The organism is Nonomuraea rubra (assembly GCF_014207985.1).
Lineage (GTDB): Bacteria > Actinomycetota > Actinomycetes > Streptosporangiales > Streptosporangiaceae > Nonomuraea > Nonomuraea rubra.
In genome coordinates, this window is the sequence record NZ_JACHMI010000001.1 from 2,465,720 (window position 1) to 2,492,388 (window position 26,669).

Sequence of the window (26,669 nt, forward strand, 5' to 3'; positions counted from 1 at the left end):
ACAAGGACCAGAGCCGCGGGGAGAAGCGATCTTGAGCAGACTCTATGGCGATCCGATAGAGGTGTGGACCAGGGACGGGGAGCCGACCCAGTTCGTCTGGCGCGACCGCCTCTACCTCGTCCGCCGCGTCCTCGACCAGTGGGTCGTCGCGCGCGAGTGGTGGAAGACCGGCGAGGGCGACCCCGGCGAGCGCCAGTTCTGGCGGGTGGAGGCCAGCCCCGGCCGCGAGGTGGGCTCCTACGAGCTGCGTTACGACACCGCCAGCAACGGCTGGCTGCTGCTGAGGGCGTGGGACTGATGGCGCCCCCGTTCCCGCACCTCGACGTGTGCTCCGCCTACTCCATGCGTTACGGCACCGCGTTCCCGCGAGCGCTGGTGAACCGGGCGGTGGAGCACGGGATGGACATCCTCGCGCTGACCGACCGCGACGGCCTCTACGGCGCGGTCAAGCACGCCCAGGCGTGCGCGGAGGCCGGCATCGCGCCGGTGCTCGGCGTGAACCTGGCGCTCGACACCCCCGCCCCGGCCTTCAGCCCGGTGCCGGGAGCCCGCGCGCCGCGCCCGCGCACCGGCCCGGACGCCGAGGACCGCGTCACCGTGCTGGCCCGCGGCAAGGGCTGGTCCCGCCTGTGCCGCCTGGTCACGGCCGCCCACCGCGCGGGGGAGCGCGGCGCGCCCAAGGTGACCCGCGAGCTGGTCGGCGCATGGGCGGGCGGTCCCGGCGGAGATCACGGGTTCGGCGCGGAGGACGGGCTCGTGGTGCTGCTCGGCCCCAGGTCCGACGTGGGCCGCGCGGTGGCCGCGCGGCGCGACGAGCACGCCAGGGCGCTGCTCGGCCTGTGGCGGGCCGCGGTGCCCGGCGTGGTGATCGAGCTGGTCGACCAGTACGGCTTCCGCGACGCCACCACGGCCGTGCGCATGCTCGGCCTGGCCGAGTCCGCGGGGGTGCCGGCGATCCTGACCAACGCCGTGCGCTACCTCGACCCCGCCGACCACCAGGTCGGCGACGTGCTCGACGCGGCCCGCCAGCTCGTCCCGCTGCACCCGCGCCACCTGGAACGCACCACCTCCCACGCCTACCTCAAGAGCACCAAGGAGATGCGGCAGGTGGCGGCCAAGGTGTGCGGCGCGGACCAGGAGCGGGTGGCCAGGCTGCTGTTCACCACCAGGCGGCTGGCCGAGGCGTGCGCGATGGACCCGCTCGTCCTGCTCGCGCTCCGCAACGACCCGCCGGACCTGCACCTGCCGGAGATCGGCCGCGACCCCGTGCCGCTGCTGCGCCACCGGGTCGAGGACGGCCTGATCCGGCGCGGCCTCGACCGCTCCGCGGACGCCAGGGGCCGGCTCGGGGACGAGATGGCCATCATCGAGCGCAAGCGCCTGTCCGGCTACTTCGTCGCCGTGGCCGGCATCACGGACATGATCCGCGGCATGGGCATCCGCTGCGCCATCCGCGGCTCGGGCGCCGGCAGCCTGGTCAACTACCTCATCGGCATCGGCGAGGTGAACCCGCTCGACCACGGCCTGCTCATGGAGCGGTTCCTGTCGGAGGGCCGCATCGGGCTGCCCGACATCGACGTGGACGTCGAGTCGGCCCGCCGCCTCGACTGCTACCAGGCCATCTTCGACCGCTACGGCGAGTCCCGCGTGGCCTGCGTGTCCATGATGGAGACCTACCGGGCCCGCAGCGCCATCCGCGACGTCGCCGGGGCGATGGGCCTGCCGCCGCACGAGATCGACGCCATCGCCAAGGCTTTCCCGCACATCAGGGCCAGGCAGATCACCGCGTCGCTGGAGGACCTGCCCGAGCTGCGCGAGAGCCGGCTCGGCGAGGCCGGGCTCGACCGGGTGTTCCGGCTGGCGGAGAAGCTCGACGGCCTGCCCAGGCACATCGCGCTGCACCCGTGCGGCGTGCTGATCGGCAACGCCGGGCTGCACGACCGCACGCCGGTGGAGCGCAGCCTGCTGGAGTTCCCGATGTCGCAGTTCGACAAGGACGACGTGGAGGAGGCCGGGCTGCTCAAGCTCGACGTGCTGGGCGTGCGGATGCAGTCCGCGATGGCGTACACGCTGAGCGAGATCAAGCGGGTGGACGACGTCGTGGTCGAGCTCGACACGCAGCAGGGCGACGACCCCGAGGTCCAGTACGTGCCGCACGACGACCAGGACACCTACGACATGATCTGCGCCTCCCGCACCCTCGGCTGCTTCCAGATCGAGTCGCCGGGGCAGCGCGAGCTGGTGGCCAAGCTGGAGCCGCGCAGGATGCACGACCTGATCGTGGACATCTCGCTGTTCCGGCCGGGGCCGGTCAACTCCGACATGGTCACCCCCTACCTGGAGGCCAGGCACGGGTGGCGGCAGCCGTACTACCCGCACGAGCGGCTGCGGGAGGCGCTGAGCGAGACGCACGGCGTCGTCGTCTTCCACGAGCAGGTGCTGAAGATCATCTCGGTGATGACCGGGCGCGACCTGTCGTACGCCGAGATGTTGCGGCGCACGCTCGACACGCCCGAGGGGCGGGCCAGGGTGCGCAGGGCGTTCGTGCCGCTGTCCAAGGCCAACGGGTTCGACGACGCGGCCGTGGAGCGGGCCTGGCAGGTGCTGGACGCGTTCGGCTCGTTCGGGTTCTGCAAGGCGCACGCGGCGGCGTTCGCGCTGCCGACGTACCAGTCGGCCTGGCTCAAGCGGCACCACGCGGCGGCGTTCTTCGCCGGGGTGCTCACGCACGAGCCCGGCATGTACCCGCCGCGGGTCATCATCGACGAGGCCAGGCAGTGCGGGGTGAAGATCCTGCCGCTGGACATCAACAAGTCGGGCAGGGACTGGCAGGTGGAGCGGCTCGGGCCGCGCGTCCAGGTCCGCGTGCGGCCCGCCGCCCTCGGCGCCCCCGACGACGCGCGGCGGCGGGTCAGGGACTTCAAGATCGGCGACATCGGCAAGGGGTACGCGCTGCGGGTGCCGTTCTCGGCGATCAAGGGGGTGAGCGAGGCCGAGGTCGAGCGGATGGTGGCGGGGCAGCCGTACACGTCGCTGGCCGACTTCTGGGACCGCGCCCGGCCCTCGCGGCCCACGATCGAGCGGATCGTCCAGGTGGGCGGCCTCGACGCGCTGCACGACCTGCACCCGGGCGGGCGCCGGCGCTGGCGTCCCGGCGAGCTGACCAGGCGCGACCTGATCGCCCAGGTCGGCGTGCTCGACCGGGCCTCGGCGATCGGCGTGCAGGCGGGCCCGCGCAGGTCCAAGCGCTACCACTCCCATCTGGATCTCTCCAGGAACGCGGCTCCCCCGGCGGTACAGCTTCCGCTCGGGTTCGGCGAGAGGCTGTCGCCGGGGGAGTTGCCCGAGATGACGGAGACGGAGATGGTCGAGGCCGAGCTGGAGATCCTCGGCATCGACGTCAGCCGGCACGTCATCAGCTTCCACGACGAGCTGCTCGACGCGCTGGGGGTGGTGCGTTCCAGGGACCTGCTCGCCCAGCGCAACGGGGCGGAGATCCTGGTCGCGGGGGTCAAGGTGGCCACCCAGACCCCGGCCGTGCGCTCGGGCCAGCGCGTCATCTTCACCACGCTCGACGACTCGACGGGGCCGGTCGACCTGACGTTCTTCGAGTCGGTGCAGGGGCGGTGCGCGTCGATCGTGTTCGGCTCGTGGCTGATGCTGGCCAGGGGGGTGGTCCGGCGCACGGGGACCCGGGCGGTGTCGCTGCGGGCGGTCGACTGCTGGAACCTCGCCGACCTCGACGCGCTGTGGCGCTCCCGCGGCATCGAGGCGGTGCGCGCCGCCGTCGAGCGGGCGCCGGAGGAGCTGGCGGGGGTCGGCGGGCGCAAGATCGAGTACGCGAACGGCTTCCGCCTCTCGCCCTACTCCGACCTCGGCCCGGCCATCACCGCCAACCCGCCCCGCCAGCTCTGGCACGCCAGCCCGGGCAGCTCGGGTCCCACGGCGGCGTGATCGCTCCCTATTCATTCTTTACGGCACAGCCAACGTCACCCCACCCACCGCACGTGGCCGGCCCCCGTCCAGGGAAACGCTCCTCCGGTTCACAGGGCCGGCCGCCGTGACGTGCGCATCGTGGGCCGTTCGCGGGGTGATCCTGGGCCGCTAGCTCGTGCGCCCCATCGCCGTGGACCCCGGCGCAGGCTGGGCCGGCTGCGGGGAGAAGGTGCGTACGGTGCCGGGCTCGACGGCGCGGGCCGAGCGGGACGCGCGCTGCAGGCGGGTCAGCTCGCGTACGGTGCAGCCGCACAGCAGGGCGGCCACCGAGGCGCAGGCCAGCTCCGGCACCCCCACCCCCGTCAGGTCGCCGGCGGAGGCGCCGAGCGGCAGCCGGATCGTCACCAGGGCGAGCGTGGCCAGCCAGGCCGCCCACCACCCCGCCAGCAGCGCCAGCCACCGCCCGCGCCGCCCGGCCGGCGGGCGGGTGCCGCGCCAGACCTCGTCGACCAGCACCGCGGGCGCGACGAGGTTGACGCCGGGAAGCAGCCAGGCCGCCGCGACGGGGGTGGCCGCGGCGGAGCGGTCGTTGGCCTGCCTGGCACGTACCAGCCAGGTGACGTAGGCGGCAGCGGCGGCGATCGTGGTGCCCGCCACCAGCATCATCAGCACCGCGAACATCGTCACCGCCCCCACCACGGCCTCGGCGTCGGCCCCCTGCGGGCGCCCGCCGAAGGCGGCCAGCTCGGCGGCGAGCCGGCGCCCGCGGGACAGCTCGAAGCTCACGAGAGCGCCGAGGGAGAGGATCTGGGCGGTGAGCGTCACGTAGACGGCAGAGGCGGCTCTGGCGGGCGATGCCTGGGTGTAGCGCACGTTGATCTCCCCCCGGGCCATGCGCTGAGGTTCTGATTCACTTGTATCCCGGCAGCCCCGCTGTTAATCAGCTCACCACGCCGGATTCCCACGCCCAAGCTGCGATTTCAACCCGATTGCGGACACCGAGCTTGGCCTGGATGCTGCCCAGGTGGGTCTTCACCGTCGACAGTGACACGAACAGCTCCCCGGCCACCTCCTGGTTCGTCCGCCCCCTGGCCACCAGGCGGACGACGTCCAGCTCGCGGTCCGTCAGCGGGTCGTTCACCGGCAGCGCGGCCCGGCGGCGGGGCTGGGCCAGGTGCTGCAGCAGCCGCACGGTGATCGACGGCGACACCAGCGCGTCGCCGGCCGCCGCGGCCCTGACCGCCTCGATCAGCAGGGTGGGCCCGCTGTCCTTGAGCAGGAAGCCGGTGGCGCCGGAGCGCAGGGCTCCGTACACGTACTCGTCCAGGTCGAAGGTGGTGACGATGACGACCCGCATCGGGTTCTCCACGCCGGGACCCGCCAGCACGCGGGTCACCTCGAGCCCGTCGAGCTTGGGCATCCTGATGTCGAGCAGGCACACGTCCGGCCGCAGCCGCCTGGCCTCCGCGACGGCCTCGGCCCCGTCCGAGACCGCGGCCACGACCTCCATGTCCGGTTGGGCGTCCAGAATCATCTGGAAGCCGGTGCGCACCAGTTGCTGGTCGTCTGCGATGAGAACCCGAATAGTCACGGCCTCAACTCTAGGGATCAGCCGTTCGGCCGAGGCGGATATGGACGCACGGCCGATCCCCCGGCACCGCCTCCGGCGGGAGCCTGGACGGCATGAACGACGTGCTTGTTGGACGGGCCCTGGCCAAACGGTTCGGGCAGACGGTCGCCCTGGGCGGCGTGGACATCGCGGTACGGGCGGGCGAAGCCGTGGCGATCATGGGGCCGAGCGGTTCCGGCAAGTCGACGCTGCTGCACTGCCTGGCCGGCATCATGAAGCCGGACGGGGGCGAGGTGCACCTGCTCGGCCAGCGCATCGACTCGCTGGGCGAGCGCAGGCGCAGCGCGCTGCGCCGCACCCGCTTCGGCTTCGTCTTCCAGTTCGGCCAGCTCCTGCCCGAGCTGCCCGCCGAGGAGAACGTGGCGCTCCCGCTCATGCTGGGCGGGGTGCCGAGGGCCCAGGCCGTACGGCAGGCCCGCGAGTGGTTCCCCCCGCTCGGCCTGCACTCCATGGAGTCCAGGCGGCCGGGTGAGCTGTCCGGCGGCCAGGCGCAGCGGGTGGCCATCGCCAGGGCGCTGGTCACCAGGCCGGCCGTGGTCTTCGCCGACGAGCCCACGGGGGCGCTCGACCAGCAGACCGGGCAGGAGACGATGCGGCTGCTGGTGGAGGCCACCAAGCACAACGACGCCTGCCTGATCGTCGTCACCCACGACCCGAACGTGGCCGCCTGGTGCGACCGCACGGTCGAGGTCCGTGACGGCCGCCTGCTGGTGAGCGGGGCCTTCGCGTGAACCTCGACCTGACCTGGCGGCTGCTCAGGGGCGGCGGCCGCAGGGGGCTGCTCGGCACCTGGCTCACGCTGGCCGCCGTCGCGGTGGCCACGGCGCTGCTGCTGTTCGCGGTGGCCGCGAACTCCGCCTTCCAGGCCAGGGCCGAGCGCGGCGCCTGGCGCAACCCCGTCCCGGCCACCTCGGGCGCGGTGGCCGTCGAGGCGTCCCGCTACGACTTCGTCCGCGACCAGGCCATCACCGTGATCGACCTGGCCGCGCTCCCCGGTAAGAGCCCGGCCCCGCCGCCGGGGCTGCCCCGCTTCCCCGCGCCCGGCGAGGTGTGGCTGTCGCCCGCGCTGGCCGAGCTGGCCAGGGAGCTGCCCGCCGGCGAGCTGGCCGGCCGTTACCCCGGCCCGGAGGGGGTGCTCGGCGACGAGGGGCTGGTGCATCCGGGCGAGCTGGTCGCGGTCGTCGGCCACGCGCCGGACAGTCCCGCGATGACCGCGGCCCGCTCCGGCGACTGGATCGTCGCCAAGCCGCCCGTCAAGGTCGCGAGCCTGGCGGGGCAGCCGAGCGAGGACGCGGAGGCGTACCGGATGCTCTCGCTCGTCGCCAGCGTGCTCATGGTGGTGCCGCTGCTGGTGTTCGGGGGCGCGGCGGCCCGGCTCACGGTGGCCAGGCGCGACCAGCGGCTGGCCGCACTGCGCCTGGTCGGGGCCACGCCCGGGCAGGTCGTCGCGATGACCGTGGCGGAGGCGGTGATGGTCGCGCTGGCCGGCGCGCTCGCGGGGGCCGTCGCCTTCGCCCTGGCCGTGCCGCTGCTGGCCGGGATCGAGATGCAGGGCGGGCCGTGGTTCGCCGCCGACCTGTTCCCCGGGCCGCTCGTCCTGGCCGGGGTGCTGGTCGCGGTGCCGCTGCTGGTGGGGCTCTCCGCGGTGGCCGGCCTGCGGCGGGTCGTGGTGAGCCCGCTCGGCGTGGCCAGGCGGGAGACGCCGCCGGCCATGCGGTTCGTACGGGTGCTCGCCCTGCTGGCGGTGCTGGCCGTGTTCCCGATGCTGACCAGGGGCACCAGCGTCGCGGTCATCGCGGTGGCGCTCGCGCTGGCGTTCCTGTGCATCAACCTGGTGGGGCCGTGGGTGGTCGGCGTGATCGGCCGGATCACGGCGGCGAGCGCGCGGGGCCCCGCCCGGCTGCTGGCAGGCCGGCGGCTGGTGGACGACCCGCGCGCCGCCTGGCGCACGGTGAGCGGCGTGGCGCTGACCGGCTTCGTGGCGGGCTTCCTCGGCCTGCTCAGCCCGGCGGCGTTCGACGGCGACGCGTCCGGCCCGCCGCAGCTCCGCGTCACCGCGCCCGCCGGGCAGGTGGCGGAGGTGGTGGGGCAGGCCCGAGAGCGGCTGCGCGCGGCCGGCGTGCAGGCCACCGTGAAGCCCGTCAAGGACGTCGTGGTGGCGGCCCTGGGCAGCTCCGCCGACACCGCCACCCTCGACCGCGCCCGCACCGCGATGGCCGGCCTGGTGCCCGGCCGCACGCCCACCACGGAACGTGACGACCAGCGGTTCGGCGTCCAGCTCCTGGCCGACGTCAGGGTGGGCACGATCGTGGTGCTGTCGGTGTCGTTCCTGGTGGCCATCGCCAGCTCGGGGATCACGGCCGCGTCGTCGATCCTGGACCGGCGGCAGACGTACGGGCTGCTGCGCCTGGCGGGCACGCCGCTGGAGGTGCTCGACCGGGCCCGCCGCGCCGAGACGCTGGTCCCGCTGACGGTCATGGGCGGCGGGGCGATCCTGGTCGGGGCGTTCTGCGCGGTGCCGTTCATGATCGGGGGCATGAACGTGGTCGGCGCGCTCACGCTGGCGGGCTGCGTCGTGGCGGGCTTCGCCGGGGTGGTCGGGGCGGGCGCGCTGAGCCGCCCGCTGCTCCGCTCGGTCACCGAGGACCCGGCGCCCCGCCCCGACTGACCGAGTGCGGCTATCCGAGTGCGGCTAACCGAGTACGAGGTCGCGGACGAGCTTCAGCGAGGGCTCGTCCCGCACTCCCATGACGAGCAGGCTGGTGACCGGGCTGCGATGCCACAGCTCCAGCCGCTCCTTGATCCGGCCGGGCGGGCCGACGAGCGAGATGCCGTCGGCCAGCTCGTCCGGGATCGCCCGGAACGCCTCGTCCCTGCGCCCCGCCAGGTACAGCGCCTGGATGTGCTCGGCGGCCTCGGCGTAGCCCATCCGGCCGATGATGTCGGCGTGGAAGTTGCGCTGCTTGGCGCCCATGCCGCCGATGTACAGCGTCAGCATCGTCTTGACCACGTCGAGCGCGGCCCGCAGGTCGTCGGAGATCAGCACCATCACCATGGCCGCCACGTCGAAGCCCGGCTCGGCGCCCGACAGCGCCTCGCCGTACATCTCCTCGATCTTCTCGGGGAACGCGAACAGCGGCAGCCAGCCCTGCCCCACCTCGGCGGCCAGCGCCACGTTCTTCGGTCCTTCCGCCCCGAGATAGAGGGGGATGTCGGGGCGGAGCGGATGGGTGATGGACTTCAGCGGTTTGCCCAGCCCGCCGGGCAGCGGCAGCGGGTAGTGGTCGCCGTCGCTGGTCACCGGCTCCTCGCGGCGCCACACCTTGCGCATGATCTCGACGTACTCGCGGGTCCTGGCCAGCGGCCTGGCGAACGGCTGGCCGTACCAGCCCTCCACCACCTGCGGCCCCGAGGCGCCCACGCCCAGCAGCAGCCGGCCGCCGGTGAGGTGGTCGAGGGTCATGGCGGTCATCGCGGTGGTGACCGGAGGTCTGGCCGAGATCTGGGCGATCGAGGTGCCCAGCTTGATGCGGGACGTACGCGCGCCGTACCAGGCCAGCGGCGTGAAGACGTCGCTGCCGTACGCCTCGGCCGTCCACACCGAGTCGTAGCCGAGCCGCTCGGCCGCCAGGACCGATTCTGTCGCGTCGTCGGCGTTGCGCTGCCAGTAGCCGAGGTTCAGACCGAGCTTCATGGGACACCTCCGGAATTAAGTTCTATTACGTCCGGGGATGTCCCAAGTGTCAATGGAGGATCTTCCGGGGTAGTCACACTCTGTGCTCAAGGCTCTCTGTCGACTCGCGTGCCTGCTGCTCCTCCTGCCCGCAGCAGAGCCGACGATCGCGGCGGGCGACTCCCGGCCCAACGTCGTCCTCATCCTGGCCGACGACCTCGAGACCGGCACCCTGCCGCTCTTCCCCAACATCACGCGGCACCTCGTCCAGCAGGGCGCCTCGTTCGACCGCTTCTTCGTGACGAACTCCTGGTGCTGCCCCTCCAGGGCGTCGATCCTGCGCTCCCAGCACGTCCACAGCCACGGCGTGCTGACCAACACCGCCCCGGAAGGGGGATTCGACCGCTTCCACACCCAGGGTCTGGAACGTTCCACCGTCGGCACCTGGATGCGGGAGGCCGGCTACCGCACCGGCCTGATGGGCAAGTTCCTCAACCACTATCCGGGCGAGACGGCCGGGGGCACGTACGTGCCGCCGGGCTGGGACGAGTGGGACGTGCCGGTGCGCAAGCTCTACGAGGAGTACGGCTACCGGCTCAACGAGAACGGCGTGACCCGCGACTATGGCTGGGAGGAGCAGGACTACCTGTCCGACGTGCTGGCCCGCAAGGCCCGCGACTTCATCGCCGGCGCCGACCAGCCGTTCTTTCTCTTCCTCGCCCCGATCGGCCCGCACAACCCGGCCAACCCGGCCCACCGGCACGCCCACGCCTTCCCGCTGGCCATGGCGCCGCGCACGCCGTCGTTCAACCAGGCGGACGTGAGCCGCGAGCCGTTCTGGCTGCGCAACAGGCCCCCGCTCCCGCTGGACGCCCAGGCCGACGTGGACGAGACCTACCGCAGGCGGCTGCGGGCCATGCTCGGCGTGGACGACCTCGTCGGCTCGGTGGTCGGCGCCCTGCGGGAGGCCGGGAAGCTGGACGACACGTACATCTTCTTCACCTCGGACAACGGCTTCCACCTCGGCACGCATCGCCTCAAGCAGGGCAAGACCACCCCGTTCGAGGAGACGATCAGGGTCCCGCTCGTCGTGCGCGGCCCCGGCATCGCCCCCGGCTCGACGATCAACCGGATGGGCGCCACGATCGACCTTGCCCCGACCTTCGCCGAGCTGGGCGGGGCCGTCCTGCCGCCGTTCGCGGAGGGCCGCTCGCTGGTGCCACTGCTGCGCGGCAGGCCGCCCGCGGAATGGCGGAAGCACGTGCTGGTGGAGTTCACCCGGCCGGCCGACCCGTCGTCGGCCGCCCAGACGCCTGTGCCCGCCTATCGGGCGTTGCGAACGGAGCAGTACACCTATGTCCGGTACGAGACGGGCGAGCGGCAGCTCTACGACCTGAACACCGACCCCTACCAGCTCGCCAACCTGGCAGCGACCGCCGACCCGGCCCTGGTGGCGCGGCTGGACAGGCAGTTGGCGGCGATGGCCGCGTGCGCGGGGGCGGCCTGCCGCCAGGCCGACAGTCAGGGCTAGCGGAACAGCGACGGGTACGCGTGCGCCAGATGCTCCGACACGGCCAGGGTCGCCTCGTCCGCCTCGCCCCGTTCGATGGCCTCCAGGATCCGTACGTGGTCCGCGCGCAGGATGGAGGTGTCCCCGAGGCGTTGCACCGCTTCGACCGAGTACCTGCGCATCGAGTCGCGCAGCGAGCGCATGATGGCCGCGATGAGCCGGTTGCCCGAGGCGTCCGCGATCGCGCAGTGGAAGGCCGTGTCGTGCTCGACGAACTCCTCGGCCGTCCGTGCCCCGTCCATGCCGGCCAGGGCGGCGGCCAGGGCGGAGGTGTCGGCCCGGGCCGTGGCGGCCTGCGCGGCGGCCCACTGCTCGATCATGTGCCGGGTGTCGATGACCTCGCGCATCTCCAGGCTGGCCAGGCCGAGGTGCAGCCGGAGCAGGTCGGTCAGCGCGGAGTCGGGGCGCGAGGTGAGCACGGCGCCCGCGTCGGGCCCCCGGCCGACCTGGGAGGAGACCACGCCGAGGGTCTCCAGCACGCGCATCGCCTCGCGTACCGAGGAGCGGCTGACGCCGAGCTGCTCGGCGAGCTGGCGCTCGGCGGGCAGCCGGTCGCCCACGGTGAGGCCGTCCTCGGCGATGCGCCGCTCGATCTGAGCGAGTACGTCCTCGAACGTCCGCGTCCGCTTGACGGGACGCCAGCCGGTGTCCTCCACCCGGAGCCTCCTCATGCTGGCCGGAAACGTTGTGGTTCGATATGGTCTGACCATACTGTGGTCTGACCATACTTCGGAAGGAGAGCCGTGCGAGTCGCCCTGTTCATCACGTGCGTGAACGACACGCTCTTCCCGGGCACCGGCAAGGCCGTGGTGTCGCTCCTGCGCAGGCTCGGCTGCGACGTGGACTTCCCCGTGGCCCAGACGTGCTGCGGGCAGATGCACGTCAACACCGGCTACCGGGAGGAGGGCGTGCGGCTGGCCCGGCACTTCACGGAGGTGTTCGCCGGGTACGACGCGGTCGTCGCGCCGTCGGGGTCGTGCGCGGCCATGGTGCGCGAGCAGTACCCGAAGCTGGCCAGGCCGGGCAGCAGGGGAGCGGCGGCGATCGCGGAGGTCGCGCCCAGGGTGTACGAGCTGTCGGAGTTCCTGATCGACGTGCTGAAGGTCGAGGACGTCGGCGCATATTTCCCGCATCGGGTGACATATCACCCGACGTGCCACTCGCTGCGCGGCCTCCACCTGGGCGACCGGCCCGCCAGGCTGCTGCGGAACGTGCGCGGCCTGGAGCTCGTGCCGCTGCCGGGCGCCGAGGAGTGCTGCGGCTTCGGCGGCACGTTCGCGGTCAAGAACCCGGCGGTCTCCGCCGCGATGGGCGCCGACAAGACCCGCGCCATCATGGACACCGGCGCCGAGGTGCTCTGCGCGGCCGACAACTCCTGCCTCATGCACATCGGCGGCACCCTGCGCCGCCAGCAGACCGGCGTCAGGACCATGCACCTGGCGGAGATCCTCGCATCGACGGAGGAGGCCCAATGAGCGCGACATTCCTCGGCATGCCAGGAAGCTTCCCGGAGAACTCCCGGGAAGCCGTACAGAACTCGCAGCTCCGCTTCAACCTCCGCAAGGCCACCCACACCATTCGCGACAAGCGGGCGAGCGTCGTCGGCGAGCTGCCCGACTGGCAGGAGCTGCGCGCGGCCGGCAAGGCCATCAAGGACCACACGCTGCGCAACCTCGACCGCTACCTGATCCAGCTCGAAGCGGCCGTCACGGAGGCGGGCGGCACCGTGCACTGGGCCAGGGACGCCGCCGAGGCCAACCGCATCGTGACGGACCTGGTCAAGGCCACCGGCGAGACCGAGGTGGTCAAGGTCAAGTCGATGGCCACCCAGGAGATCGAGCTCAACCAGGCGCTGGCCGAGCACGGCATCACCGCGTACGAGACGGACCTGGCCGAGCTGATCGTCCAGCTCGGCGACGACTTCCCCAGCCACATCCTGGTCCCCGCGATCCACCGCAACCGGTCGGAGATCCGCGAGATCTTCCTCGACAAGATGCCGCACGTCTCCGCCGACCTCACCGACGACCCGCCCGCCCTCACCGAGGCCGCCCGGCTCCACCTGCGCGAACGCTTCCTCAGGAGCAAGGTCGCGATCTCCGGCGCGAACTTCATGGTGGCCGAGACCGGCACGCTGGTGGTGCTGGAGTCGGAGGGCAACGGCCGCATGTGCCTGACCCTGCCCGAGACCCTCATCAGCGTCGTCGGGATCGAGAAGCTGCTGCCCTCCTGGCGGGATCTGGAGGTGTTCCTCCAGCTCCTGCCCAGAAGCTCCACGGGCGAGCGGATGAACCCCTACACGAGCATGTGGACCGGCGCCGTCGAAGGCCAGGAGTTCCACCTGGTGCTGCTCGACAACGGCCGCACCGACGTGCTCGCCGACGAGGTGGGCCGCCAGGCGCTGCGCTGCATCCGCTGCTCGGCCTGCCTGAACGTGTGCCCCGTGTACGAGCGCGCGGGCGGCCACGCGTACGGCTCGGTCTATCCCGGCCCCATCGGCGCGATCCTCACCCCGCAGCTCAGAGGCATGTCCTCCGAGCTGGACGCCTCGCTGCCGTTCGCCTCCAGTCTCTGCGGCGCCTGCTACGAGGCCTGCCCGGTGGCCATCGACATCCCCGAGGTCCTGGTGGACCTGCGGGCCAAGGCGCCGCACGCGGCGGCGGAGAAGGCCGGCATGAAGGTGGCCGGCTGGATACTCAACGACCACGAGCGGCTGGCCAGGGCGCAGCGCGCCGCGACCCGCGTACGGAAGCTGGTGCCCAAGCGGCTGCCGGGCCCGCTGTCGGCGTGGACGGACACCCGGGACCTGCCCGAGATTCCCGAAGAATCCTTCAGAGACTGGTGGGAGCGGAATGAGCGCGCGTGAGGAGATCCTCGCCAGGGTCCGCAAGGCCGTCGCCGGAGCCGGGGACGTGGAGATCCCCCGGCACTACCGGGCGGACCGGCAGGGCGGCGACCTGGTGGAGCTGTTCGCAGAGCGGGTGGACGACTACCGGGCGATCGTGCACGTCGTCCCGGCGGCCGAGGTCCCCGGCAAGATCGACGAATGCCTCGGCGAGCGCCGCATGATCGTCCCGGACGGCTTCGGCCGGGAGGGCGGCTGGCACGACGTGAACACGGCCGACGGCGTGGTCACGAACTGCGCCGTGGCCATCGCCGAGACCGGCACCATCGTCCTCGACCACGGCCCCGGCCAGGGCACCAGGGCGCAGACGCTGGTCCCCGACTACCACCTGTGCGTGGTGCGGGCCGACCAGATCGTGCCGGGCGTGCCGGAGGCCGTCGCCCGGCTCGACCCGGCCCGCCCCCTCACCTGGATCAGCGGCCCCTCGGCCACCAGTGACATCGAGCTGAACCGGGTCGAGGGCGTGCACGGCCCCCGCACCCTGGAAGTGATCATCAGTACCTGAGCACCGCGGCGACGTCCGCCACCGAGTCGGTGAACCACAGCTCGGCGTCCGTCATCGCGGCCGCCCTGGCCAGCGCGGAGTCCGAGCGCTCCTGGATGGGCTCGTCCACGCCCCATCGCTGCAGTTCGCCCCGGTCGGTGGCGAGCTGCGTGCCGCCCTCGCCGATCCAGACGGGGCCGGGCAGCTCACCGGGCAGCAGCACCGCGTGCACCCGGCCCTCGCGCAGCGCCTGCGACACCCGCGCCATCCCGGTGGGGCCCGCGGCCTCCTGGTGGCGTTCGAGCAGCTCGGCGCGCCTGCGGTCGAGCCACTCGTCGAGCGCCCGCTCCACGTCCTGCTCGAACTGGCCGTGGTCGTCGCGGCTGCCGTGCTCCACCATCGTCACCCGGTCGGCCGCCTTGGTGCCGAGGTGGTGCAGCAGGTACGAGCGCGACTTCGGCTCGCCCGCGACCAGGATCAGCTCGGCGCCGATCCTGCGTACCTGCTCGTCGATCTCCTGGGCCACGGCCAGGGCGTTCTTCTCCCAGACCTCGTCCACGGCGCGCTCGTACCGCTTCTGCGACCAGCCGCCCTGGGCGGTCTTCTGCAGCGGCCACGAGGCGGCCTCGACGGTGGCCTTGCGCGGCGAGCCGCCGCCGAACACGGTCAGCTCGGCCCCCGCGTGGTCCACGATGACCCTGATGTGCGGCACGTTCTCGCCGCGCCGCATCAGCAGCGGCGTGACGTGCGGCAGCGGCGTCCACGTGGCCAGCTCGTACGGCGCCTCGCGCAGCGACTCGGCCAGCACCACGTCACCGTGCGTGGCGAACAGGGCCCGCCCGGCGGCGGCGCTCAGCGCCTCGTCCTCCAGGGCGTCCAGCGTCGCCTTGTCGGCCTGGCCTGACTGGCCGTCGAGCTGGTCGCGCACGCCGCGCCAGTGGCTCGCCCGTTCGGGCCCGGTGAGCGCGCCCAGGTACACCGACGCGTACGGGCCGTGCCGCTCGTACAGCGGCCGGATGAAGTCGAGCCGCACCGCTCACCACCTCCGCTTCTCCACGCCGATGCCGAGCGTCCTGGCGATGTCGGCCATGTTCGTGTAGTCACGCTCGGGCAGGGATTCGACCATGTCGATCACCGGGTCGGGCGCGCCCTCGCGGCGGGCGCGGGCCAGCAGCTCGCGCTTGGACGAGGGCCAATGGGTGTCGCTCAGCCATTTGGCGAGGTCGCTGCGGACGTCGACGTCCCGCCGCGTCATGCCTTCCGGGGCGCCGGGCTCGCGTCCTGGTGAGTACGAGTGAAGCGACTCCTCACCGGGCGCCGGCATGGCCTCGGGCTCCTTCCACTCCTCGGCGTGCGTCGTGCCGCCGCCGCGAACCATGCCCTCGGTCTCGTGCTTCTGCTCGTCGTCGAGGCGGGGTCCGTGCTTGTCGCTCCCACGTTCCATAATTAGCCTCACTCCTCTCAATTCGCCCCTACCCCCGCTTTCGTGGGCAAACATCGCGACTGTGTACCCTCCACAGGGTGTTCGATCCCGACGTGAGCATCGCCACGGAACGGCTTACGCTGCGGCCGTTCGGCCCCAAGGACACCCTCCGCATCCGCTCCATCGTGCAGTCCGGAGCCCGCTTCCTCCCGCCGGGCGCGCCCGACAGGATCCCGGGGATCGCCCCGTGGCTGATGCACGGCGTGCACGAGCTGCGCCGCTCCGGCCAGGGCGTCCACCTGGCCATGACCGACGCCGACGGGGTCATCGTGGGGGCGATCAGCCTCTTCAAGACCTCGTGGAGCGCCGGCACGACCGAGGTCGGGTACGGCGTCCACCCCCTCTACCGGGGCCGCGGCTTCGCCACCGAGGCGGTGCGCGGCCTGACGGCCTGGGCGCTCGACACCATGGGGCTGCGCAGGATCGACCTGACCGCCAGGCTGGACAACCTCGCCTCGCTCCGCGTCGCCTGCAAAGCGGGCTTCACCTGGGAAGGCGTCCTGCGTGACGCGGTGCTCGACGAGGACGGCGCGCACGACCTCGTCATGTTCGGCCTGCTGCGCCACGACAGGCGCCTGCCCGCCGTCACCCTGCCGAAGACCGAGCTGCGCACCCAGCGGCTGCTCCTGCGCCCGCAGACGCCCGCGGACGTGCCCGACCTGGCCGTCACCGGGGCGGACCCGCTCACCCAGGCGTACACGGGGGTGCCGCGCGGCTACGACGAGGAGCACGCGCGGGGCTACGTCGCCCACGCCGAGCGCATGCGGATGAGGGGCCTGGGCGCCGCCTGGACGGGGGAGGAGCCGGCCACCGGCCGCTTCGTGCTCAACGTGGACCTGCGCGACATCGACTGGCACAGCAGGACCGCCGAGGTCGGCTACATGACCGCCCCCTGGGCCAGGGGCAACGGGTACGCGGGCGAGGCCGTGCGGGAGATCGCCCGCTGGCTGTTGGAGCAGCACGCCTTCGAGCGGCTCCAGCTCCGCGCCGCACCCGGCAACACGGCCTCCCAGCGGGTGGCGGAGAAGGCCGGGTTCGTCCGCGAAGGCGTCGCCCGCTCCTCGCTCGGCGGCCAGGACCTGGTCGTCTACAGCCTCATCCCCTCGGACCTGGCCTGAGGGCACACCGGACTGGCCCCGGCACCCCTTTGTGAAACCGCCCCGCAGCCGTCACCCTTGAGTGGAGGACGGTGAGGCGCATGATCACGGTTGTCGGCTGGGACGGGTCCGAGCTCTCGGCCAAGGCGGTGGGCAAGCTGCGGGAGGCCAGGCTCGTCGTGGGCCCCGACGCCGTTCTCGGGCAGCTCCGGCTCAACGCGGCGACCGCGGCCGACGGGGCGCTGCTGGAGGCCCTTGACGACCACCTGGAACACGGCGAGGGCCCCGCCGTCGTGCTCGCGCCCGGCGACCCCGGCTTCTTCGGCGTCGTACGCAGGCTGCGCGCGCACGGGCTCAAGCCCGAGGTGCTGCCCGCCACCTCGCTCGTCACCCGCGCCTTCGCCTGCGCCGGGCTCAACTGGGAGGACGCGCTGATCGTCGCCCCTTCCGGCCCGCGCCAGCTCAACAGGGCGGTCAACGCCTGCCGCGCCCACCCCAAGGTCGCGCTGCTGGTCGCGCCCGGCGTCGGCCCCGGCGAGCTGGCCAGGGAGCTGGCGCCCACCACGCCGCGCGCGCTGATCGTCTGCGAGGACCTCGGCGGGCCCGACGAGCGCGTCACGCACAGCCGCATGGGCGAGGCCACGACCAGGCCGTGGAAGGACCCCGACGTGGTGCTCGTCATCGACCCGCTGCACCAGCCGAAGGAGCCGAGCTGGGTCGCGGGGGCGCAGCCGGGGCCGTCGGAGTGGGCGCTGCCGTTCGAGGGCGGGATGCCGCCGGAGGCGCGGGCGTACGTGCTGGCCAAGCTGGGCCCCCGCCTCGGCGACCTGGTGTGGGACGTGGGCGCGGGCACCGGCCAGATCGCCGTCGAGTGCGCCCGGCTGGGCGCGGCCGTCGTGGCCGTCGAACGCGACGAGGAACGCTGCGCCAGGCTGCGCGCCAACGTGCTCGAACACGGCGTCAAGGTGGCCCTGACCAGGGGACAGGCGCCGCCCGCGCTGGAGCCGCTGCCCGACCCGGACGCCGTCTTCGTGGGCGGCGGCGGCCTCGACGTGATCGTCGCCTGCGCCGCCAGGGGCCCGCGCGTGCTCGTGTGCGTGCTGCGCAAGGTCGAGCAGGTCGCCGCCGTGCTGGGGCGGCTGCGCGAGCAGGGCTACCGCGGCGAGGGCACCCAGATCCAGGTCTCCAAGCTGGTGCTCGACCCCGACGGCTCCCACCGCCTGGCCGCCTCCGACCCCGTCTTCGTCGTGCACGCGACGCCCGCGCACGCAGCGTGACCTGTTCCGCACACGGGCGCATCGGTTATCCTCGCGTGTCTTTGTCCACCGCACCGGAGAATCCCTCACGATGAAGCCGCCGCTCCTGCTGATCGGGCAGGGCTCCCAGGATGACGCCTACGCCGCCGAGTTCGGCAGGTTCGTCCACCGCCTGCGCTGCCGGCTCGACCAGTCCGGCGCCGACGTGTCGGGGGGTTACCTGGAGCGGGCCACGCCGCGGCTGAGCGAGTCCGTCGCCTCCCTGGTCGCGCGCGGGCACCACCGGCTCGTGGCGCTGCCGCTGAGCCTGAGCAGGCTGGGCGAGGAGTTCCCCGCCGCGATGGCGCTGGAGCAGCAGCGCCACCCCACGCTGATGTACGACTACGGCCGCCCGCTCGGCCCCGACCCGCGCGTGCTGGCGCTGCTGGCCGAGCGGCTCAACGAGGCCGCCGCCGAGCTGTCCAGGCCGCGCGCGCTGGAGCTGGCGGGAGCCAGGCCCCGGCTGCGTGCCGTCGACTCCCTGCCCGCCGAGGACCACCACCCGCACGTCGAGCCGGGGGAGACCGCCGTCGTGCTGGTCGGCGAGGGCTCCACCGACGCCACGGCCAACGCCGAGGTCCACCGCGTCTCCCGGCTGTTCTGGGAGACGCACGCCTACGACTTCATGACCGTCGAGACCGCGTTCGTCTCCGTCACCCCGCCCGGGGTGCCCGGCGGGCTGGAGCGCTGCCGCCGCCTGGGGGCCAAGCGGGTGATCGTGGTGCCGTACCTGCTGTTCGCGGGCGGCATGCTGGAGCGGGTCTGGGCGCAGGCGCTGGCGTACGGCGCCGGCCACCCCGACCTCGACATCCGCTGCGCCGAGGTGATCGGCGACTGCGAGACCCTGGCCGACGTGGTGATCGACCGTTACGAGGAAGCGCTCCAACTCGTCCCGTGACGCCTAGTTCCTGGAGGTTCCGTGTTCGCTGAGACGCTGGCGGAGATCCGTCCCGCCGACCCGGTGGCGCTCGCCGAGGCCCGCGCCCACCAGGACCGCCTCACCAAGCCGCGCGGCTCGCTGGGCGTGCTGGAGGAGGTCGCGGTACGCCTGGCGGGCGCGGCCGGCGTCAGCCCGCCGCCCATGCCCGAGCCGGCGGCCCTGGCCATCTTCGCCGCCGACCACGGCGTGCACGCGCGCGGCGTCAGCCCGTGGCCGCAGGAGGTCACGGTGCAGATGGTGGCCAACTTCCTGGCCGGCGGCGCCGTCGCCAACGCCTTCGCCGCCCAGGCCGGGGCGTCGGTGACCGTGGTGGACGTGGGCGTCGCCGCCGACCTGCCCGAAGCTCCTGACCTGGTCGACCACAAGATCGCGTACGGCACCGCCGACCTGTCGCAGGGCCCCGCGATGACCGTGGACCAGGCCGTACAGGCGCTTGAGGCAGGCATCGTCGTGGCCAGGGACCTGGTCGCCAAGGGTGCGCGCTGCCTGATCACCGGCGACATGGGCATCGCCAACACCACCGCCTCCGCCGCGCTCGTCTCCGCCTTCACCGGCAGGGACCCGGCCGAGGTGACCGGGCGGGGCACGGGCATCGACGACGAGACGTACGAGCTCAAGGTCGGCATCGTGCGCGCGGCCCTGCGCACGAACGCGGTCACGGACGCCTCCTCCTCGCCCAGCGAGGCGCTGCGGGCGCTGGCGGCCGTCGGCGGGTTCGAGCACGCGGCCATCGCCGGGTTCATCCTGGCCGGCGCGGCGCAGCGGGTGCCGGTGATCCTCGACGGCGTCATCGCCGGAGCCGCCGCCCTGGTGGCCGCCGCGCTCGACCCGGCCGCGCTCGACCACTGCGTGGCGGGCCACCGCTCCGCCGAGCCCGGTCACGCCGCCGCGCTGGCCCACCTCGGGCTGCGCCCGCTGGTGGAGCTGGAGCTGCGGCTCGGCGAGGGCACGGGCGGCCTGCTGGCGCACCCGATGGTGTGCGCGGCGGTGCGCGTGATGCACGACGTGGCGACGTTCGACTCGGCCGGAGTGACCGAAAAGACCGTGTGATGATGGAGGCACTGGAGGGAGCACAGTGTCTCGTTATGGACCCATGTTCGGCCCCGATATCACGTTCCTCGGGGTGGACCGCTGCGACGTGAACGACCCGGCGAGCTACGCGGGCGCCGACGTGGTGATCATCGGTGCCCCGTTCGACGGCGGCACGTCGAACAGGCCCGGCGCCAGGTTCGGGCCCATGGCGCTGCGCCAGGCCTGCTACCTGCCGCACGACGGCTCCAGGCCCAGCCTCGCTTTGCGCGTGGACGCGCTGCGCGACCTGCGCGTGCTGGACGCCGGTGACGTGGAGTGCTACTCGGGGGACGTCGAGGGCTCGCTGGCGGCCATCGAGGAGGCGGTGCACCGGGTGGCGTCCTCCGGGGCGATCCCGCTGGTGCTCGGGGGCGACCACACGGTGGCGCTGCCGGACGCGCGGGGCACCGCCAGGGCGTACGCGGCCGGGCGCACCTCCATGATCCACTTCGACGCGCACGCCGACACGGGCGACATCACCTTCGGTCACCTGTACGGGCACGGCCAGCCCATGCGGCGGCTCATCGAGTCCGGGGCCATCAGGGGCGACAGGTTCCTGCAGATCGGCCTGCGGGGGTACTGGCCCGAGCCGGAGACGCTCGGCTGGATGGCCCGGCAGAACATGCGTTCCTACGAGATGACGGAGATCGTGGCCCGCGGGCTCGACGAATGCCTGACGGAGTCGTTCGGGATCGCGCTCGACGAGTGCGACCAGATCTTCCTGTCCGTGGACATCGACGTCTGCGACCCCGGCCACGCCCCCGGCACCGGGACACCCGAGCCCGGCGGCCTGACGGCCAGGCAGCTCCTCGACGCGGTGCGCCGGATCTGCTACGAGCTGCCGGTGGCCGGCATGGAGGTGGTCGAGGTGGCGCCGCCGTACGACCACGCGGACATCACCGCGTTCCTCGGGAACCGGGTTATCCTTGAGGCCTTGTCAGCGATGGCCAGACGCCGCAAGGACGATGAGGGCGGGCCTCGCTGGGATCCGCGGCAGCCCCTTCTTGACGGGCGTTGACCCGTGCGCAGCAAATGACACATGCGGAGCCGGTAGGTTTACCTCCTAACACAACCTTCGCGAACGGGAGATTCCCCCCATGGGTCCCTACCTCCTCGGCCTGCGGCTTTCCGGCCGCCGGGTCCTCGTCGTGGGCGGCGGCCGCGTCGCGCAGCGGCGCGTGCCCGCGCTGCTAGAGGCCGGTGCGGAGGTCACCGTCGTGTCGCCGTCCGTCACGCCGGCGCTCGACGATCTGATCGCCGCAGGAAGGGTCACGTGGCACGCCCGGCCTTACGAGGTCGGCGACTGCGACGGGGCCTGGCTCGTACAGGCCTGCACGGATGACAGGTCCGTCAACACCGCGGTCGCCGCCGAGGCGGAGGCCAAGCGGGTGTGGTGCGTGCGCGCCGACGACAAGGACGCCTCGGCCGCCTGGACACCCGCCACCGGGCGGGTCGACGAGATCGGCGTGGCCGTCACCGCGGGCGGCGACCCGCGCAGGGCCGCCGGCATCCGGGACGCCGTGGTCGAGGCGCTGCGCGACGGCACCGTCGACGCCCGGCGCAACCGCACCAAGCCGGTCGGCGTCGCCCTCGTCGGCGGCGGCCCCGGCGACCCCGGCCTCATCACGGTGCGCGGCCGCCAGCTCCTCGCCCAGGCCGACGTGGTCGTCGCCGACCGCCTCGCGCCCCGCGCCCTGCTCGACGAGCTGGCCCCCGACGTCGAGCTCATCGACGCCGCCAAGGTGCCCTACGGCCGGTCCCTGTCCCAGGAGACGATCAACGAGCTGCTCGTGGACCGCGCCAGGCAGGGCAAGTTCGTGGTCCGGCTCAAGGGCGGCGACTCGTTCGTGTTCGGCCGCGGCGGCGAGGAGATGATCGCCTGCGCCGAGGCCGGCATCCCCGTCCTCGTCGTGCCCGGCATCACCAGCGCCGTCGCGGTGCCCGCCGCCGCCGGGGTGCCGGTCACCCACCGCGGCGTCAGCCAGGAGTTCCACGTCATCTCCGTGCACGTGGCGCCCGACGACCCCAAGTCCACCGTCGACTGGCCCGGCCTGGCCCGTTCCCAGGGCACGCTGGTGCTCATGATGGCCGTCGAGCGGCTGGCGAAGGTGGCCGAGACGCTCGTACGCGACGGACGTTCGCCGGAGACTCCCGTAATGGTGGTACAGGACGGTACCCTTCCGACCCAGCGGGCGGTCATCGCTTCGCTTTCCACCGTGGCCGACCGCGTGTCCGCGGCTGGGATACGGCCGCCGGCGATCGTCATCGTCGGAGACGTCGTGCGGGTCGGCCAGGAGGTCGAGATGGTACGAGCGGAGCGCTTGCCGTGAACACGGCCATGGATGACGGGCGGCAGGAGTCACCCGGGGAGCAGACGTTGAGCTTCCGGGCGGTGACAGACGAGGACCTCGACCCCGAGGCCCGGGACGACGGCGGCCCCGACCGTGGCGTCGGCGGTGATCGTGGCGGCGGTCCCGAGGGTGGCCGCGGTGGTGCTCCCGGCGGCGATGCTGACGGCGGGCGAGATGAGGCTGGTGATCAGTGGGAAGGCCAGGATGCGGGCGAGGAGCCGCCTGCTCGCCGGCCCTCCCTCTTCGAGAAGCCGGCCATCCTGCGGCAACCCCCGTCCGGTGACGGGCCGCCCTCGGCGTTCCGGCCGTCGCCGCCCGGCTCCGACGAGCCCTCCTCCGAGCGGCCCTCCCTCTTCGTGAAGCCGGCCGCGCTGGGCGGGCCCGGCGCGGCGCCGGTCGCGAAGGTAGCGGAGGACGTGCCGTCCTCGAACGCCTCCGAAGGGTCGTCAGACGCCGAGGCCGCCGACGGCGAGGCCGCCGGTGCGGGTGAGCCTGAGGCCACGTCGGAGCGTGAGCCCACGTCGGAGGCTGAGCCCGTCCCGGAGGCTCGGGCCACGTCGGAGGCTGAGCCCACGTCGGAGGCTCAGGCCACGTCAGAGCCCGAGGCCGCAGCCGACCCCGGCCCTGATCCCGACCTCGGCCCCGAAGCCGCGTCCAAGTCGGAGGCTGCGGCGGCTGAGTCTGCGGCGGTCTCTGAACCCGGCCCCACCGGCGAGTCCGATTCCGCACCCGAGCCTGAGCCCGCGTCCGACACCGTCCCCGAGCCGGAGTCCGGCACCGAGCCCCGCCCCGGAACCGATCCGGAGCCGGAGTCCGACACCGAGCCCCACCCCGGAACCGACCCGGAGCCGGAGTCCGGCACCGAGCCCGCGTCCGAGCTCGACCCCGCCTCCGAGCCGGAGCCCGAATCCGAGGAGCCGGGCGAGGAGCAGCCGGCGGAGGAGCGGGCGCAGCCGGGGGAGAGCCTGGAGGAGCTGCCGGCGGAGGCCGCGGAAGCCCTCATGGCAGCCCTCGACGCCCTGCGAGGCAGCGTCGCCGACCTGCGCTTCGGCCTCGACCTGCCCGGCTCGGACGAGGCGAGGCAGGCCCAGTCCGACCTGCTGGCCCAGCTCGAGAACTACGTCCTGCCCCGGGTGCGCACCCGCACGGCCCCGGCCCTCATCGTGATCGCGGGCTCGACCGGCGCAGGCAAGTCCACCCTGGTCAACAGCCTCGCCGAGAAGAACGTCTCGCGCACCGGCGTACGCCGCCCGACCACCGGCGCCCCCGTCCTGGTCTGCCACCCGGACGACCGCGAGTGGTTCGCGGAGGGCGAGCTGCTGGGCGGCCTCGAACGCCTCGACAAGGCGTCCCCCGAGGCCGGCATGGGCAGCCTGGTCATCGTCGCGACCGAGAAGCTCCCGCAGGGCGTCGCGCTGCTCGACACCCCCGACATCGACTCGGTGGTCGAGGAGCACCACGAGATCGCCCACCGCATGCTCGACGCCGCCGACCTGTGGATCTTCGTGACCACGGCCGCCCGCTACGCCGACGCCCCCGCGTGGAACCTGCTGCGCCTGGCCAAGGAGCGCGGCGCCCGCTTGGCCATCGTCCTGTCGCGGGTGCAGCAGCGCTCCGCGGACGTGGTGCTCAAGCACTTCGTCCGCATGCTCACCGAGTACGGTCTGGGCGACATCGACAGGTTCGTCATCCACGAGGCGAAGGTGACCGACGGCAGGCTGCCCGACGCCGAGGTGACCGACCTGCGGCTGTGGCTGGCCGAGCTGTCGGTGGACGAGGAGCGCCGGGCGCAGGCCGTACGCGAGACGCTCAACGGCGTGCTCAACAGCTTCCGCACCCGCGTACCCGCGCTGGCCAAGCACCTGGAGGCGCAGGTCGCGTTCAGGGCCGAGCTGCGCAGTGACGTGGAGGCGGCCTTCCTGAGCGCGCTGAGCGAGATCGACAAGGCGTCCAGGAACGGCTCCCTGCTGCACGGCGAGGTGCTCGCCCGGTGGCAGGACTTCGCCGGGTCCGGCGACCTCGTACGCTCGCTGCAGCTGCGCAAGCGCGGCCGGGCGGCCAGGCAGGCGCCGGAGCGGGTGCTGGCGTTCAAGGCGGCGATCCGCACCGGCCTGGAGTCGGTCATCGTCGCCGCCGCGAACCGCGCCTCCGAGGAGGTGGTGGCGCGCTGGCGGCACCGTTCCGAGCTGGGGGCCAAGCTCGGGGAGGACCTCGACCGGCCGTCCGACGAGCTCATCCGGCACACCGGACGGGCCATCGCGTCCTGGCAGGAGCACCTGGGCGAGCTCGTACGCACGGAAGGCGTGGCCAAGCGGTCGGTGTCGAAGCTGGTCTCGTTCGATCCCGATTCGCTCGCCCTGATCTTCATGGTCGCGATGTTCAGCGGGGGGAACGGCGAGGGGGTGCCGCACCGGCTGGTCAACGCCCTGCTCGGCGCCGAGTCGCTGCGCGGCATCGGGGCCAAGGCGCTCAGCGATCTGCGGGCCAGGATCGGCATGCTGTTCGACGAGGAGGCCATGCGTTACGTGCACGCGCTCGACTCCGCGGGCATTCCCGACGAGTCCGTCGCGACCCGGCTCTACCAGGCAACGTACAACCTCGAGGTCGCACGATGACCACCACGACCACCAGGCCGGGGCTCGCTCCGCGGCTGACCGCGCTCACCAAGGTGGTGGAGCTGGGCCCGGGGCGGCTGGACAAGAAGCTGCTCACCGAGGCCGGCACGCTGCTGCAGCGGGCCGGCAACCGGCTCAAGCTCTCCTCCGAGCACACCGTCGTCGCTCTCGCGGGCGGCACGGGCAGCGGAAAGTCGTCCCTGTTCAACGCGCTGTCGGGGCTGGAGCTGTCGCCGACCGGCGTACGCAGGCCGACCACCGCCCGCACCCACGCCTGCGTGTGGGGGCTGGAGGGCGCGGGGCCGCTGCTCGACTGGCTGCAGATCCAGTGGCGTCACCGCTTCTCCCGCGCCAGCGCGCTCGACAAGGCCGACAGCCAGCTCCACGGGCTGATCCTGCTCGACCTGCCCGACCACGACTCGATCAGGGCGCTCACCGACACGGAGGCCGACCGGCTCATCGGGCTGGCCGACCTGGTGGTGTGGGTGCTGGACCCGCAGAAGTACGCCGACGCCTCCACGCATCGGCGCTACGTGACGGAGCTGGCCGGGCATGACGCGGTCACCGTGTTCGCGCTCAACCAGGCCGACCGGCTGACCACCGAGGAGCTGGCCGAGCTGGTCATCGACCTCAACGACCTGCTGCGCAGGGAGGGCGTCGAGCACCCGAGCGTCGTACCGACCTCCGCGGTCACCGGCCGCGGCATCGAGAGCCTCAAGAGCGTCATCGCGACCGCGGTGGCCCGGCGGCGCGCCGCCATCCAGAAGCTCGAGGCCGACCTGCATCGGCTGGAGCAGAAGCTCGGCCAGGCCATGCCGCTGGGGCAGTCGCTGTCGGCGCCCTCGGCGGTCGACGAGGCCCGCAGGATGGGGCTGACGGACGCGCTGTGCGACGCGGTCGGCGTGCCGGCCGTGGGCGAGGCCATGGAGAACGTGTACGCGGAGCGGTCGAGCCGGTGGGTCGGCTGGCCGTACCCGCGCTGGATCGGCAAGCTGCGCGGCGACCCGCTGAAGAGCCTGCGGCTCGACGACGTGAACGAGGAGATCCGCGGCATCTCCACCTCCTCGGTGAGCGCCCAGTCGGCCGAGGTCTCCAACGCGGTCCAGGCGCTGGCCGACGGGCTGTCCATGGGCATGCACCCGGTGTGGCGCACGGCCGTGCACCAGGCGGCCAGGTCCCGCGCCGGCCAGCTCCCGCAGGCCCTCACCGAGGACCTCGCGGAGGTGGCGCCGCAGCTCGACCGCGTGCCGGGCTGGTGGCGGGCGCTCAAGGTGTGGCAGTACTTCCTGGTGGTGGCGTTCGTGGCCGGGCTGGCCTGGCTGGCGGTCGGGCTGCTCATGCCCGGCCGGCTTCCGCCGTCCCTGGAGCTCCTGGGCGACACGGCCACGCTGCCGTGGGTGGGGCTGATGATGGCCTCGGTGCTCGGGCTCGGCGCGCTGTCCGGCATCGCGTCCCGCAACTTCGTCGAGCTCGGCGCGTCCCGGGAGCGGGAGCGGCTCGAACGCGAGATGCGCCGCAGGGTGGCGGCGGTGGCGGGCACGATGGTGGTGGAGCCGGTGGAGCGGGAGCTCAGCCGTCACCATGCCTTCTACACGGCTCTGCGCGATCTGTCGGTGTAAGGC

At 73.0% G+C, this 26,669-nt stretch carries 22 protein-coding genes; 16 read left to right on the top strand and 6 right to left on the bottom strand.

Annotated elements, in window-relative coordinates; genetic code table 11:
• Positions 1 to 31: 31 nt before the first annotated feature.
• On the top strand, positions 32 to 298 hold the full coding sequence (locus tag HD593_RS11200; protein WP_168015120.1) for a DUF6504 family protein: 267 nt from the start codon (positions 32 to 34) through the stop codon (positions 296 to 298).
• A complete protein-coding gene (locus HD593_RS11205) occupies positions 298 to 3,954 on the top strand; it encodes a DNA polymerase III subunit alpha (protein ID WP_185102103.1) in 3,657 nt (1,218 codons plus the stop codon). The genes HD593_RS11200 and HD593_RS11205 overlap by 1 nt, the downstream gene beginning before the upstream one ends.
• A 150-nt stretch (positions 3,955 to 4,104) precedes the next feature.
• On the opposite strand, the gene HD593_RS11210 is transcribed toward HD593_RS11205, so the two are convergent.
• Both HD593_RS11210 and HD593_RS11215 read right to left on the bottom strand, forming a co-directional pair.
• Positions 4,105 to 4,830: a DUF4328 domain-containing protein gene (locus HD593_RS11210; protein WP_185102104.1), complete on the bottom strand. Its 726-nt coding sequence runs from the start codon at positions 4,828 to 4,830 to the stop codon at positions 4,105 to 4,107.
• Positions 4,831 to 4,876: 46 nt separating this feature from the next.
• Complete coding sequence (locus HD593_RS11215) at positions 4,877 to 5,527, bottom strand: response regulator (protein ID WP_185102105.1); 651 nt, start codon at positions 5,525 to 5,527, stop codon at positions 4,877 to 4,879.
• Between the two features lie 92 nt (positions 5,528 to 5,619).
• Between HD593_RS11215 and HD593_RS11220 the strand changes: the two genes are divergently transcribed.
• Together HD593_RS11220 and HD593_RS11225 are read left to right on the top strand one after the other, a co-directional pair.
• A complete protein-coding gene (locus tag HD593_RS11220) occupies positions 5,620 to 6,297 on the top strand; it encodes an ABC transporter ATP-binding protein (RefSeq protein WP_185102106.1) in 678 nt (225 codons plus the stop codon).
• Positions 6,294 to 8,234 carry an FtsX-like permease family protein gene (locus tag HD593_RS11225; RefSeq protein WP_185102107.1) on the top strand — a complete coding sequence of 647 codons (1,941 nt, stop codon included), beginning with the start codon at positions 6,294 to 6,296 and terminating at the stop codon, positions 8,232 to 8,234. The genes HD593_RS11220 and HD593_RS11225 overlap by 4 nt, the downstream gene beginning before the upstream one ends.
• Positions 8,235 to 8,258: 24 nt before the next feature.
• On the opposite strand, the gene HD593_RS11230 is transcribed toward HD593_RS11225, so the two are convergent.
• Positions 8,259 to 9,260: an LLM class F420-dependent oxidoreductase gene (locus HD593_RS11230; protein WP_185102108.1), complete on the bottom strand. Its 1,002-nt coding sequence runs from the start codon at positions 9,258 to 9,260 to the stop codon at positions 8,259 to 8,261.
• Positions 9,261 to 9,342: 82 nt separating this feature from the next.
• On the opposite strand from HD593_RS11230, the gene HD593_RS11235 reads away from it, so the two are divergent.
• Positions 9,343 to 10,770, top strand: coding sequence for a sulfatase family protein (locus tag HD593_RS11235; protein WP_185102109.1), 1,428 nt, complete (start codon positions 9,343 to 9,345; stop codon positions 10,768 to 10,770).
• On the opposite strand, the gene HD593_RS11240 is transcribed toward HD593_RS11235, so the two are convergent.
• Positions 10,767 to 11,465, bottom strand: coding sequence for a FadR/GntR family transcriptional regulator (locus HD593_RS11240; protein ID WP_185102110.1), 699 nt, complete (start codon positions 11,463 to 11,465; stop codon positions 10,767 to 10,769). The genes HD593_RS11235 and HD593_RS11240 overlap by 4 nt on opposite strands.
• A gap of 87 nt (positions 11,466 to 11,552) precedes the next feature.
• Between HD593_RS11240 and HD593_RS11245 the strand changes: the two genes are divergently transcribed.
• From HD593_RS11245 to HD593_RS11255, 3 genes are read left to right on the top strand one after another with little or no spacing between them, the layout of a single operon-like run.
• Positions 11,553 to 12,284: a (Fe-S)-binding protein gene (locus HD593_RS11245; protein ID WP_185102111.1), complete on the top strand. Its 732-nt coding sequence runs from the start codon at positions 11,553 to 11,555 to the stop codon at positions 12,282 to 12,284.
• Entirely contained in the window at positions 12,281 to 13,672 is a 1,392-nt protein-coding gene (locus HD593_RS11250; protein WP_185102112.1) for a lactate utilization protein B, read from the top strand. Before HD593_RS11245 ends, HD593_RS11250 begins: the two co-directional genes overlap by 4 nt.
• The gene (locus tag HD593_RS11255; RefSeq protein WP_185102113.1) at positions 13,659 to 14,216 is read left to right on the top strand and encodes a LutC/YkgG family protein; all 558 of its coding nucleotides are present in this window, start codon (positions 13,659 to 13,661) and stop codon (positions 14,214 to 14,216) included. The genes HD593_RS11250 and HD593_RS11255 overlap by 14 nt, the downstream gene beginning before the upstream one ends.
• Here HD593_RS11255 and HD593_RS11260 read toward each other — a convergent pair.
• Together HD593_RS11260 and HD593_RS11265 are read right to left on the bottom strand one after the other, a co-directional pair.
• Positions 14,206 to 15,228 (bottom strand): baeRF2 domain-containing protein, encoded by a 1,023-nt coding sequence (locus HD593_RS11260; RefSeq protein WP_185102114.1) that lies wholly within the window; start codon positions 15,226 to 15,228, stop codon positions 14,206 to 14,208. The genes HD593_RS11255 and HD593_RS11260 overlap by 11 nt on opposite strands.
• 3 nt (positions 15,229 to 15,231) lie before the next feature.
• The gene (locus HD593_RS11265) at positions 15,232 to 15,639 is read right to left on the bottom strand and encodes a DUF2795 domain-containing protein (RefSeq protein WP_185102115.1); all 408 of its coding nucleotides are present in this window, start codon (positions 15,637 to 15,639) and stop codon (positions 15,232 to 15,234) included.
• A gap of 77 nt (positions 15,640 to 15,716) precedes the next feature.
• Here HD593_RS11265 and HD593_RS11270 point away from each other — a divergent pair, with 77 nt between their 5' ends.
• The 8 genes from HD593_RS11270 (at position 15,717) to HD593_RS11305 (ending at position 26,666) form a co-directional block, all read left to right on the top strand.
• Positions 15,717 to 16,796: a GNAT family N-acetyltransferase gene (locus HD593_RS11270; RefSeq protein WP_185102116.1), complete on the top strand. Its 1,080-nt coding sequence runs from the start codon at positions 15,717 to 15,719 to the stop codon at positions 16,794 to 16,796.
• A gap of 80 nt (positions 16,797 to 16,876) precedes the next feature.
• Positions 16,877 to 18,052, top strand: coding sequence for a bifunctional cobalt-precorrin-7 (C(5))-methyltransferase/cobalt-precorrin-6B (C(15))-methyltransferase (locus HD593_RS11275; RefSeq protein WP_185102117.1), 1,176 nt, complete (start codon positions 16,877 to 16,879; stop codon positions 18,050 to 18,052).
• Between the two features lie 70 nt (positions 18,053 to 18,122).
• Positions 18,123 to 18,968, top strand: a complete 846-nt coding sequence (locus HD593_RS11280; RefSeq protein ID WP_185102118.1) for a sirohydrochlorin chelatase — start codon at positions 18,123 to 18,125, stop codon at positions 18,966 to 18,968.
• Positions 18,969 to 18,989: 21 nt separating this feature from the next.
• Positions 18,990 to 20,060 carry a nicotinate-nucleotide--dimethylbenzimidazole phosphoribosyltransferase gene (gene cobT / locus HD593_RS11285; protein ID WP_185102119.1) on the top strand — a complete coding sequence of 357 codons (1,071 nt, stop codon included), beginning with the start codon at positions 18,990 to 18,992 and terminating at the stop codon, positions 20,058 to 20,060.
• 43 nt (positions 20,061 to 20,103) lie between these two features.
• Positions 20,104 to 21,099 (top strand): agmatinase, encoded by a 996-nt coding sequence (gene speB / locus HD593_RS11290; protein ID WP_221524727.1) that lies wholly within the window; start codon positions 20,104 to 20,106, stop codon positions 21,097 to 21,099.
• Between the two features lie 79 nt (positions 21,100 to 21,178).
• Entirely contained in the window at positions 21,179 to 22,411 is a 1,233-nt protein-coding gene (cobA, locus tag HD593_RS11295; protein WP_185102121.1) for a uroporphyrinogen-III C-methyltransferase, read from the top strand.
• Complete coding sequence (locus HD593_RS64280) at positions 22,408 to 25,047, top strand: dynamin family protein (protein ID WP_312903430.1); 2,640 nt, start codon at positions 22,408 to 22,410, stop codon at positions 25,045 to 25,047. The genes cobA and HD593_RS64280 overlap by 4 nt, the downstream gene beginning before the upstream one ends.
• Positions 25,044 to 26,666 carry a GTP-binding protein gene (locus HD593_RS11305; RefSeq protein ID WP_185102122.1) on the top strand — a complete coding sequence of 541 codons (1,623 nt, stop codon included), beginning with the start codon at positions 25,044 to 25,046 and terminating at the stop codon, positions 26,664 to 26,666. Before HD593_RS64280 ends, HD593_RS11305 begins: the two co-directional genes overlap by 4 nt.
• Positions 26,667 to 26,669 lie beyond the last annotated feature (3 nt).